We start from the raw sequence: 11124 nt of genomic DNA, 5'->3' as shown, positions 1-11124 counted from the left end.
GGTGGTCCCATGCACCTGGCAGAAATCAGCTCACAGTGGTCCCATGCTCATGGCAGACGACAGAGCAGGTAGGGGACCCTCGGATCGCAACGTCGCCAATGACTTACCGACCTCACATGCCTGATCAGGCATGTGAGGTCCGGAATTGGCGCGCGAAGTCGCGATAGGTGGCCGCGGTGCGCGCATCGACCACCTGCAAACCGATGTCAACGACAGCAAGAGACCCTCCCACAATCACGTGGGAGGGTCTTTATCGAGTGAACCGCTATCCGCTCTTGCGTCGGAAGTCGCGCTTGTGGTCCGCGGCGCCGTGGACGCCATGAACTTTCGAGCGACCGTCCTTGTGCTCGGAGGCGACGGTGTTCTTGTGGTTCTTGCGTTCGAGGGCTTCCTTGAACTTCTTCTTGACGTCGTCGTTGCTGTGCGAGCCTGTATCGGCTGGTTCGGTCATGTTCGCCCCTTCGTTTGGATCGACTGTCGTCAACGTATCGCTACCCGACATTCGAGTCACGCCTATTTCGGATCGAGATATTGCGCCGTCGTGCCCCCGATGGGCATTTCCGGCAGGCCGAGCTTGCGGTGGTCCCACGACCGGACTCGTTGGGGCCGAACCCGTACAGCGACGCGCTTGTTCATAACTGCCTCGACGAGCGGCAGGACGTCGTCGGTGTACGGACCCGTGTAGCGCTCCCAGATATCGACGACCACCCGAAAGAGCGTGTCGTAATCGTCGACGATCTCGGCTGTACCTTCGATCGATACCCCGCGTAGGGAATCGTAGGTCTGGCCGTCTTCGACCATCGCGGTGATGCGATCGTCGCGTCGAAGGTTCAGTACCTTCTGAGACTTCGCCTTTGTCTCGAACCAGATTTCGCCGTCGAGCACCGCGTACCACATCGCGACGAGGTGGGGCTGGCCGCTCGGTCCGTTGGTTGCCATCGTGACGATGCGACTGCGTGCGAGGAAGGTCGTGATCTCCTCGTCGGTCATTGCGATCTGCCCGCGCTGATTGACTCCCACGATCGGCTCCCTTCGTTGCGTCCCGATCGCGACCCTACAGGCGCTTGTGCAGTGCGTCTGCCGCCGCGAGCAGGTCTGCTGCCCACCGCGCGCCGGGCCGGCGGCCCATCCGGTCGATGGGTCCCGAAACCGAAACGGCGGCTACGACATTGCCGCTGGAATCTCGTACCGGGGCCGAAACGCTCGCGACGCCGGGCTCACGTTCGCCCGCGCTCTGCGCCCAACCGCGTCTGCGCACCTCGAGCAACGTGCGGTCACTGAACGACGCGTCCGGAACGAGGGTCCGCTGTGTCGCCGAGTCTGCCCATGCGAGAAGAACTTTGGCGCCGGATCCCGCCGTCATCGGCAGTCGGGCACCTACCAGCACGGTGTCGCGCAGGCCCGTCGGCGGCTCCACCGATGCGACGCAGACCCGAACCGAGCCGTCGCGACGGTACAACTGCACACTCTCGCCGGTGATTTCGCGAAGCCTGGGGAGCACGCTGCCAGCGGCTTCGACGAGGGTGTCGTTCGCGCTCGCTGCGAGTTCGGAGAGCGCCGGGCCCGGGCGCCACGATCCGTCGGCGTCGCGCGTCAACAGTCGGTGCACCTCGAGGCCGACCGCGAGCCGATGCGCCGTTGCGCGCGGTAGTCCCGTCTGCTCGCACAGTTCGCCGAGATTCAACGGTTTCTCCGCCACAGCGCGCAGCACGGTCATGGCTTTGTCGAGCACTCCGATGCCGCTATGCTGTCTCATAGAACGATACTAGCGTCTCGCATGCTGAGATCGTCAAGTAACTGCAACGAGTGCAGCGAGCAACGACGCGATACTCGACAAGTGATCGATAACAGTCCCGATCGGGCTTCGAGCAGGCCGCGAAGGTGGAGAAAATGACGAACACCCCCCGCACGATGGCGGAAAAGGTTTGGGAGCAGCACGTAGTCGTGCGCGGCGACGGCACCGGCGAGGCGCGCGAACCAGATCTCATCTACATCGATCTGCATCTCGTACACGAGGTGACCAGCCCGCAGGCATTCGACGGACTACGGCTGGCCGGTCGTCCGGTTCGCAGGCCGGACCTCACGATCGCGACCGAGGACCACAATGTCCCGACCGTCGACATCGACAAGCCCATCGCCGATCCCGTTTCGCGCACGCAGGTCGAAACGTTGCGCCGAAATTGCGAGGAGTTCGGAATTCGGTTGCACCCGATGGGTGATCTCGATCAGGGCATCGTGCATGTGGTCGGACCACAACTCGGTTTGACGCAGCCGGGTACGACGGTTGTCTGCGGCGACAGCCATACCTCTACCCACGGCGCCTTCGGCGCGCTCGCAATGGGAATCGGCACGAGCGAGGTCGAGCACGTGCTCGCAACTCAGACTTTGTCGTTGCAGCCGTTCAAGACAATGGCAATCACGATCGACGGTGAACTGCGGCCGGGCGTGACGAGCAAGGACCTCATTCTTGCCGTAATTGCGAAGATAGGCACCGGAGGTGGGCAGGGATACGTCCTCGAATATCGAGGAGAAGCTATCCGCAAAATGTCCATGGAAGCACGAATGACAATCTGCAATATGTCGATCGAGGCGGGTGCGCGCGCAGGAATGATCGCACCGGACGAGACGACGTACGAATTCCTGAAGGGCCGACCGCACGCTCCGGTCGGCGCGGAATGGGATGTGGCAGTTGCTGCTTGGGAGGATCTGAAGTCGGACCCCGACGCCGTTTTCGACGAGGAGGTACACCTCGACGCGAACGAACTCACGCCGTTCGTTACCTGGGGTACCAATCCCGGACAGGGTGCTCCGCTTGGTGATTCGGTACCGGACCCGGAGCAGATCCTCGACGAGAGCGAGCGCGCGGCCGCCGAGAAAGCGCTGCGGTACATGGACTTGCAGCCGGGAATGCCGTTGCGACAGATCGCCGTCGACACGGTATTCGTGGGGTCGTGCACGAACGGTCGCATCGAAGATCTCCGCGCGGTCGCGAGCGTTCTGAAGGATCGGCACGTCGCTCCCGGTGTACGAATGCTGGTCGTCCCCGGCTCGATGCGGGTCCGCGCACAGGCCGAGAACGAAGGCCTTGGAGCGGTATTCACCGCTGCGGGAGCCGAATGGCGTCAGGCCGGATGCTCGATGTGCCTCGGTATGAACCCGGATCAGCTCGCTCCCGGCGAACGCTCCGCGTCGACGTCGAATCGCAATTTCGAAGGTCGCCAAGGCAAGGGTGGTCGAACGCACCTGGTATCGCCTCTCGTCGCGGCGGCGACTGCGGTACGCGGAACCCTCTCTTCCCCTGCCGATCTCGACTGACCTACCCAGACAAGCCAAGGAGTAAACCGATGGAATCCTTTACCTTGCATAAGGGAATTGGTGTGCCGATGCGCCGGTCGAACGTCGACACCGACCAAATCATCCCCGCCGTGTACCTAAAACGAGTCACCCGTACAGGTTTCGAGGACGGGCTGTTCGCAGCGTGGCGCAACGATCCGGAGTTCGTTCTGAACATCCCGCCGTACGACAAGGGCAGCGTGTTGGTCGCGGGTCCGGACTTCGGAACGGGATCGTCACGGGAGCATGCCGTTTGGGCTCTCTCGGACTTCGGATTCCGCGTTGTGATCGCCTCGAGGTTCGCCGATATCTTCCGCGGAAACGCCGGCAAGGCCGGTCTGCTGGCGGCTCGTGTCGCACAGCCGGACGTCGAACTGCTGTGGAAACTGCTCGAAAGCCAGCCCGGGCTGGAATTAATTGTCGATCTTCGAAACCGGACCGTCACGGCCGGAACAACGGTGCTGCGCTTCGACATTGACGACTACACGCGGTGGCGTCTGCTCGAAGGACTCGACGACATCGGACTGACGTTTCGCCAGGTAGACGCCATTTCGCAGTTCGAAAAGGCAAGGCCTTCATGGAAACCGACGACACTTCCGGCGCACGTTTCGTCGGACTAATCATCGGTTCCGAGCCTCTTCGGAATGCTTGCCCCGCCATGCGAATTTCCTTCGAATCGCATGAAAATTCGCCTGGCACATAGACTCTTGGCGTTTTCCGGTTTACCTTGTTACTAGTCGGTCCAAAGATGGGCCATTAGTTTGCGGAGGAATTTCAATGAACAAGGCGGAGCTCATCGATGTTCTGACCGAGAAGCTTGGGGCGGATCGGCGGACGGCAACGGAGGCAGTGGAGAACGTCGTCGACATTATTGTGCGCGCGGTGCACAAGGGTCAGAGTGTGACGATCACTGGATTCGGCGTCTTCGAACAGCGCAAGCGTGCGGCGCGTGTTGCACGTAATCCGCGAACCGGCGAAACCGTAAAGGTCAAGCCGACTTCGGTTCCTGCATTCCGTCCCGGCGCACAATTCAAGGCAGTTATTGCGGGGAAGCAGAAACTGCCTTCGGCCGGCCCGGCCGTCAAGCGTGGTGCCGCAGCAGCACCGGCAACGCGTGGTGCAGCCAAGAAGGCAGCAACCAAGACCGCTGCCAAGAAGGCAACTCCTGCGAAGAAGGCACCCGCGAAGACGACAACTCGCGCTGCTGCCAAGACCGTCGCAGCAAAGGCGCCTGCCAAGACCGCAGCAAAGACAACTGCTGCAAAGAAGACCACCGCTGCAAAGGCTCCGGCACGCAAGACAACTGCGACGAAGGCGCCCGCAAAGGCTCCTGCGAAGACCGCAGCAAAGACAACAGCGGCAAAGAAGACCACCGCTGCGAAGGCGCCCGCAAAGACCGCGGCAAAGAAAGCCACGCCAGCCAAGAAGGCACCGGCAAAGCGCGCAACCAAGAAGGCCTAGCGTCACCCGCCCACGCTTACAGCCTCGAAAACGCCCCCTGGTCCAACCAGGGGGCGTTTTCGTCGCGCATCAGGCCAACGGGGGAGGGAAGTAGTCGATCCCTAGCTGTCGGTGGGGAGCGGGCTGTCGATGTGATAGGCGGCGACAAGTCGTCCATCCGACAGCGACAACACCCACATACTGCCTTTGCGGTTTCGGGCGGGCGGCAACTTGATTCCGTCTCGATCCGCCCACCAGCGAAGTAAATCCGGAATTACCTTGCCTTGACTGCAAATAACGCGGACCCCACCTTTGTCTGCAATTCGGCGGGCGCGATTGCGACCATTCTCGCGGTCGTCTGCATAACCCTCCTCGGACAGTCCGGGTTCGAGGCGGATTTCTGCACCGATGAGGTCGGCAAGAGGCTGCACCGTCTGAGTGCAGCGCACTCTGTCGGCGGAATGTAGGTGTGTGGCACCGAATGCGAGCAATTGTGGCGCCAGTGCGTCTGCTTGCGTTCGGCCGACCTTGTCGAGGGGTCGCAGGCGATCGTCGCCCTTGTACCGTGCGCTACGCCCCGCGCGAGCATGACGAACGATAAGCACCGTCGACGTGTCCGCAGGCTTCCGCGAAAAGCTACGCAGGACACGACGATCCATCGGATACGACACAGCGCGCGCAGCGTCGGAAACGGGCAGCCACTTCACTTCGTCGACTTCGTCGTTGGCGACGAACTGCCCGTCGATGCCTTCGGCTGCCCAGTAATCGACCCTTTTGAGCTTCCGATGGCCGGGCACCGGATAGGTGATGCGATCGAGGTGTCGGCCCAACCGCACGTTGACGCCTGTTTCTTCGGCAACCTCACGCACGGCCGCGACGATCGACGTTTCGCCGGGTTCGATCTTCCCTTTCGGAAACGACCAATCGTCGTAACGTGGTCGGTGTATCAGCGCGACCTCGATATCGGCAGGATCGGCCTCCGACCGACGCCACAGAACCGCTCCTGCCGCAAAGATATTCGCTTTGATCGGGTCGTGAGTCGAACTCACAGGGTTCCTCCCAGGCCCTTGCACGGATCATGCACGACAGAGTTACGAGGCTGTCGAGCGTCGTTGCCGCATCATTTCTTCCTGGTGTTCACGGACCTTCTCACCTTCGGCTGGCGCCGCCACCCAACTTCCGTCTGCCTGCAACAGCCAGCATCGAGTCGTCGGATCCGTCGCCGAATCGAATATCGCACCGAGTTGTGTGGATTGGCGCGGATCCTTCACCTGCACCATCACTTCGACGCGTCGATCGAGGTTGCGGTGCATCATGTCGGCACTCCCGATCCAGAATTCGTCGGAGCCCTGGAAATGCAGAATTCGCGAATGCTCGAGGAATCGCCCGAGGATCGAGCGGACCTCGATCTGCTCGCTCAGCCCGGGCACACCCGGCTTGAGCGCGCAGATACCGCGAACCACTACCTGTACCTGAACACCGGCCTGCGACGCGCGGTAGAGCGCATCGATGACCTGTTCGTCGACAAGTGCGTTGGCCTTCAACCTGATCCGAGCGTCGCGCCCGGCCCGCTTGTGTTCGATCTCCGCGTCGATCCGCTCGATGATTCCGCGTCGGACGCCGTACGGTGCGACGAGCAGGTTGCGGTAATCCTCTTTGCGTGAGTAACCGGTGAGCGAGTTGAAAAGATCGGTGAGGTCGGCGCCGAGTTCCGGTGACGCGCTGAACAGTCCGACGTCCTCGTAGAGTCGCGCGGTCTTCGGGTTGTAGTTGCCGGTGCCGATATGGCAGTACCGCCGAATCGTGGACCCTTCGCGACGGACGACAAGGCAAGTCTTGCAATGGGTCTTGAGGCCGACGAGTCCGTACACGACGTGGACGCCTGCCTGCTCCAGCTGTCGCGCCCACTTGATGTTGGCCTGCTCGTCGAACCGCGCCTTGATCTCGACGAGCGCAACGACCTGCTTGCCGGCCTCCGCAGCATCGATCAGAGCGTTGACGATAGGAGAGTCGCCGGAGGTCCGGTAGAGCGTCTGCTTGATCGCAAGCACCTGCGGGTCGGCGGCAGCCTGTTCGATGAAGCGCTGCACGCTCGTCGAGAAGGAGTCGTACGGATGATGGACGAGAACGTCACCCTCGCGGAGGGTGGCGAACACACTCTTCGGAGTCTCTCGCTCACCGAAAGCAGGGTGCGTCGCGGGCACGAACGGCTTGTCCTTCAGTGCCGCGCGATCGACGCCGTACACCTGCCAAAGGCACGAAAGGTCAAGCAGCCCAGGGACTTGGATTACATCACCGGGATCGACGTCGAGCTCACGAAGCAGCAACTCCATCATGTGCTCGGTCATGTCGTCGGCGACCTCGAGCCGAACGGGTGACCCGAAGCGCCGCCGCGCCAGTTCCCGTTCGAGCGCTTGCAGCAGATCTTCGTCGCGGTCTTCCTCGACCTCGAAGTCGGCGTTGCGGGTAATCCGGAAAGCATGGTGTTCAACAACTTCCATGCCAGGGAACAACACCTGCAGGTGCGCGGAAATGAGCGCCTCGGTCGGCAGGAATGCCGCGATCGGCGACGGCGGGTCCTCGCGACGGACCCTGACGAAACGGTCGACGTTGTCGGGCACCTTCACCCTTGCGAAGTGTTCACCGCCGGTCGTCGAGTCCTTCACGGTGATCGCCAGGTTGAGACTGAGGCCGCTGATGTAGGGGAACGGGTGTGCGGGATCGACGGCAAGCGGGGTCAGAACAGGAAACACCTGCTCGTGGAAATGTGCCGACAAGCGCTCTTGCTCTTGGGTGTTCAGGTCCGCCCAGCCGATGATCTCGATGCCCTCCGCGGTCAGCTCGGGTAGCACCGAGTCGAGGAACACCCGAGCGTGGCGGTCGGCGATCTCCTGGGTTCGACTGGCAATGATGGCCAATTGTGCTCGCGGCGACAGACCGTCGGCCGAGCGAACCGAGAGCCCCGTCTCGTCTCGACGTTTGAGACCGGCGACGCGAACCATGTAGAACTCGTCGAGATTGGACGCGAAGATTGCGAGGAACTTGGCACGTTCGAGGAGCGGAAGCGACGTGTCTTCGGCGAGGGCGAGCACCCGGGAGTTGAAGTCGAGCCAGCTCAATTCGCGGTTGAGATAGCGATCTTCGGGAAGACCCTCCAGCGTCGCGTCGATCACATCCGGTGTTGCCGCGGGTGGTGCGGTCGGTACCCCTGGTTTGCCCGGGGCGCCGGCAGTGCGCTCGACTTTGCCCTTGGCCTCGTCACCGTTGTGTCCAGTTGCTTTTGTTGCCGCTCGGCCATCTGCGGTCTGCTTGCCGATCGTCTCGGGGTTGCTCACTCTTCGATCATCCCTCACAGAGCGACCGACTCACACGCTGTCGCCGCTATTTCAACATGAACTTTCACCCGCGCACGCTCGAACCCAGCCGATTTCGTCGAGCACGCCACTCGTCGCCGCGCCGACGCCGAGTGCGACGGCGAGTTCGAGATCGTCTGCGGTGTCGACGTCGAGCCGCAGCCCAGGCCATTCGCCGGGGAGAGCGACCGCGCCGGTCTCCCGGTGGCGCATGGCGGATTCGCGACCGAACCTCGGCGCGAGTTGGCCGACCGGGTCACGGAGAAGCAGAGCCGAGGTTCCGGTGCCGCGGTGATCAACGACATAGGAGCGACGTCCTCGCGGTGCGGCACCGATCGCGGCGGCGAGTTCGCGACCCTGCAACGCTGGCAGATCTGCTTGCAATGCCAGGAGGTCGACGCCACCGTGGCGGAGACGGACGTGCTCTGCGGCGTGCGTGAGCGCCTCGTTCAAACGCTCGATGTCCGCGTAGGGCAGCCGCAAAGCGGGTTCGGGGTAGACCTCGGCACCCGCTGTCAGCGCAGTGTCGGCGACGACCGGATCGGGTGTCACGACGGTCACCGATGCGACGCGGGGCACCGAACGGGCCGCCGTGACGGTGTCGGTCAGCATGGCGAGGACGAGTCGTTCCCGGTCTCCCTGTGCGAACCGAGGTGCAAGCCTGCTCTTCGCGCGCGCCAAGTCTTTGACGGCGATCAGGGCGTGGACCTGGCTCATGCCTGCAATCCTGCCAGGAACCATATTTCCGAGGTCCATCGCGGATGCGGGAGCACGCGATAATGTTGGCGGTTGTCGCGAATCACATCTGACATTGGAGCGAGCAGGCATGACCAAAGCAGCGGTGCTGGGTTCGGGTTCTTGGGGTACCGCGTTCGCGAAAGTCCTTGCGGAGGCGGGGACCGACGTCACGATGTGGGCTCGGCGTGCCGAGGTCGCGGACGCGATTGCACACACGCACGAAAACCCTTTTTATCTTCCGGGCACGCAGCTGCCGGATTCCCTCGCCGCGACCTCCGATCATGTCGCGGCACTCGACGGCGCCGACATCGTCGTCCTTGCGGTCCCGTCGCAGAGTCTGCGCGCCAACCTCGAAGGCTGGAGCGATTCGATCGGCAAGAATGCGACGCTGCTGAGCCTGGCGAAGGGTATCGAAAGCGGATCGCTGCTTCGGATGAGTCAGGTGATCACACAGGTGACCGGCGCGGACCCGAGCCGGATCGCTGTGCTGTCCGGTCCGAACCTCGCGCGTGAGATCGCCGCTCGTCAGCCCGCAGCGACCGTGATCGCCTGCTCGGATTCCGCGCGTGCAATCGACGTTCAGAAGTCCTGTGCAACAGGTTATTTCAGGCCTTACACCAATTCCGATGTGATCGGCTGCGAGATCGGCGGTGCCTGTAAGAACGTCATCGCCCTCGCCTGCGGGATGGCATCGGGAATCGGCCTCGGGGAGAACACGATTGCCAGCATCATCACCCGCGGCCTCGCGGAGATGATCCGGCTCGGTGTCGCGCTCGGCGCAAAGCCCGCCACCCTTGCCGGGTTGGCCGGTGTCGGCGACCTCGTTGCGACCTGCTCCTCGCCGCTGTCGCGGAATCGGTCGTTCGGTCACGTGCTCGGGGAGGGCGGGTCGATGGAGCGCGCGCAGGAAGCAGCACACGGCCAGGTCGCGGAGGGAGTCAAATCCTGCACCTCGGTGCGCTCGCTTGCCGACAGCTACGACGTGGAGATGCCACTCACCGATTCGGTCCACCGTGTCTGCCACGAAGGCATGTCGGTGCAGGAAGCTGTCGGAAAGTTGCTCGGCAGGCAGACCAAGCCCGAGTGATCGTGCACCCGAGCCACCGTTCGTGCGATGCAGGCCCTCGACGGTACGGTTTGGGTCGTGACTAACCGGATCAAGGTCGCCGTGCTTTTCGGTGGCCGCAGCAACGAACACTCGGTGTCCTGCGTTTCTGCAGGCAGCGTCCTCCGGAATCTCGATCCGGAGCGCTTCGAGGCGGTACCGATCGGGATTACGCCGGAAGGTACCTGGGTGCTCGGTGCCTCGGATCCCCATGCGTTGACGATCAAGGACCGCATGCTGCCCACGGTCGACGGCTCCGGATCGGCATTGGCCCTCACGGCGGATCCAACCAGGCACGGTGCCCTCGTTGCGGTCGGTAAAGGCGAAGCGGGCGCGGTACTCGCCTCCGTCGACGTCGTCTTTCCAGTGCTGCACGGCGCCTACGGCGAGGACGGCACGATCCAGGGTCTGCTCGAGCTTGCCGATATTCCGTATGTCGGTCCGGGGGTGCTGGCGAGCGCCGCCGGCATGGACAAAGAATTCACGAAGAAACTGCTCGCCGCGGAGGGCCTGCCGATCGGGCATCAGGTCGTCCTGCGTCCCGGAACGGCGACTTTGACCTCCGAGCAGCGCGACGAACTCGGCCTGCCGGTCTTCGTGAAGCCCGCGCGTGGCGGTTCGTCGATCGGGATCTCGCGGGTGACGCGCTGGGAGGATCTCGAGACCGCCGTTGCCGACGCGCGCAAACACGATCCGAAGGTGATCGTCGAAGCGGCGGTTGTCGGTCGCGAGGTCGAATGCGGCGTACTCGAATTTCCGGACGGTCGGATCGAAGCGAGTGTCGTCGCCGAAATCCGGATGCCGGACACCTCCGGCGACGGCGGCGCGTTCTACGACTTCGACACCAAATACCTCGACGACGTCTGTGAATTCGACGTTCCCGCAATCCTCGACGAGGGTGTCAGCGACCGGATCCGCGCGCTCGCCGTCGAAGCCTTCGTCGCGTTGGACTGCCAGGGTCTGGCTCGCGTCGACTTCTTCGTCACGCCCGACGGCCCCGTGATCAACGAGATCAACACGATGCCCGGCTTCACGTCCATCTCGATGTATCCGCGTATGTGGGATGCGGCAGGTATCGACTACACGACGTTGGTTTCCACCCTCATCGACACCGCGCTTGCGCGAGGCACGGGCCTGCGCTGACCCTGCGCGAAA

The 11124-nt window shown here is 62.9% G+C and carries 11 protein-coding genes; 5 read left to right on the top strand and 6 right to left on the bottom strand.

Going from position 1 to position 11124, the window contains the following annotated elements; genetic code table 11:
* Positions 1-265 precede the first annotated feature (265 nt).
* From ACHIRB_RS07540 to ACHIRB_RS07530, 3 genes are all read right to left on the bottom strand, one after another.
* A complete protein-coding gene (locus ACHIRB_RS07540; RefSeq protein WP_395115362.1) occupies positions 266-451 on the bottom strand; it encodes a DUF5302 domain-containing protein in 186 nt (61 codons plus the stop codon).
* Between the two features lie 62 nt (positions 452-513).
* Positions 514-1020 (bottom strand): pyridoxamine 5'-phosphate oxidase family protein, encoded by a 507-nt coding sequence (locus ACHIRB_RS07535; RefSeq protein WP_395115361.1) that lies wholly within the window; start codon positions 1018-1020, stop codon positions 514-516.
* A 34-nt stretch (positions 1021-1054) separates the two neighbouring features.
* Positions 1055-1756, bottom strand: coding sequence for an IclR family transcriptional regulator (locus ACHIRB_RS07530; RefSeq protein ID WP_395126050.1), 702 nt, complete (start codon positions 1754-1756; stop codon positions 1055-1057).
* Between the two features lie 134 nt (positions 1757-1890).
* Between ACHIRB_RS07530 and leuC the strand changes: the two genes are divergently transcribed.
* From leuC to ACHIRB_RS07515, 3 genes are all read left to right on the top strand, one after another.
* Positions 1891-3315 carry a 3-isopropylmalate dehydratase large subunit gene (gene leuC / locus ACHIRB_RS07525; RefSeq protein ID WP_395115360.1) on the top strand — a complete coding sequence of 475 codons (1425 nt, stop codon included), beginning with the start codon at positions 1891-1893 and terminating at the stop codon, positions 3313-3315.
* Between the two features lie 29 nt (positions 3316-3344).
* A complete protein-coding gene (gene leuD, locus ACHIRB_RS07520) occupies positions 3345-3953 on the top strand; it encodes a 3-isopropylmalate dehydratase small subunit (protein WP_199707651.1) in 609 nt (202 codons plus the stop codon).
* Positions 3954-4110: 157 nt separating this feature from the next.
* Positions 4111-4794: an HU family DNA-binding protein gene (locus tag ACHIRB_RS07515; protein ID WP_395126051.1), complete on the top strand. Its 684-nt coding sequence runs from the start codon at positions 4111-4113 to the stop codon at positions 4792-4794.
* A 101-nt stretch (positions 4795-4895) separates the two neighbouring features.
* On the opposite strand, the gene ACHIRB_RS07510 is transcribed toward ACHIRB_RS07515, so the two are convergent.
* From ACHIRB_RS07510 to cofC, 3 genes are read right to left on the bottom strand one after another with little or no spacing between them, the layout of a single operon-like run.
* A complete protein-coding gene (locus ACHIRB_RS07510; RefSeq protein WP_395126052.1) occupies positions 4896-5822 on the bottom strand; it encodes an NUDIX hydrolase in 927 nt (308 codons plus the stop codon).
* 42 nt (positions 5823-5864) lie between these two features.
* Positions 5865-8108: an RNA degradosome polyphosphate kinase gene (locus ACHIRB_RS07505; protein WP_395126053.1), complete on the bottom strand. Its 2244-nt coding sequence runs from the start codon at positions 8106-8108 to the stop codon at positions 5865-5867.
* A gap of 51 nt (positions 8109-8159) precedes the next feature.
* Complete coding sequence (gene cofC, locus ACHIRB_RS07500) at positions 8160-8843, bottom strand: 2-phospho-L-lactate guanylyltransferase (RefSeq protein WP_395126054.1); 684 nt, start codon at positions 8841-8843, stop codon at positions 8160-8162.
* Positions 8844-8952: 109 nt separating this feature from the next.
* On the opposite strand from cofC, the gene ACHIRB_RS07495 reads away from it, so the two are divergent.
* Entirely contained in the window at positions 8953-9951 is a 999-nt protein-coding gene (locus ACHIRB_RS07495; RefSeq protein WP_395126055.1) for an NAD(P)H-dependent glycerol-3-phosphate dehydrogenase, read from the top strand.
* Positions 9952-9978: 27 nt separating this feature from the next.
* On the top strand, positions 9979-11112 hold the full coding sequence (locus ACHIRB_RS07490) for a D-alanine--D-alanine ligase family protein (RefSeq protein ID WP_395126056.1): 1134 nt from the start codon (positions 9979-9981) through the stop codon (positions 11110-11112).
* The last annotated feature ends 12 nt before the right edge of the window (positions 11113-11124 follow it).

It is taken from the genome of Antrihabitans spumae, from assembly GCF_043944905.1.
In the GTDB taxonomy this organism is placed as follows: Bacteria; Actinomycetota; Actinomycetes; order Mycobacteriales; family Mycobacteriaceae; genus Antrihabitans; species Antrihabitans spumae.
Note: the sequence above shows the minus strand (reverse complement) of the source record. Positions and strands in the feature narration are given on the sequence as shown.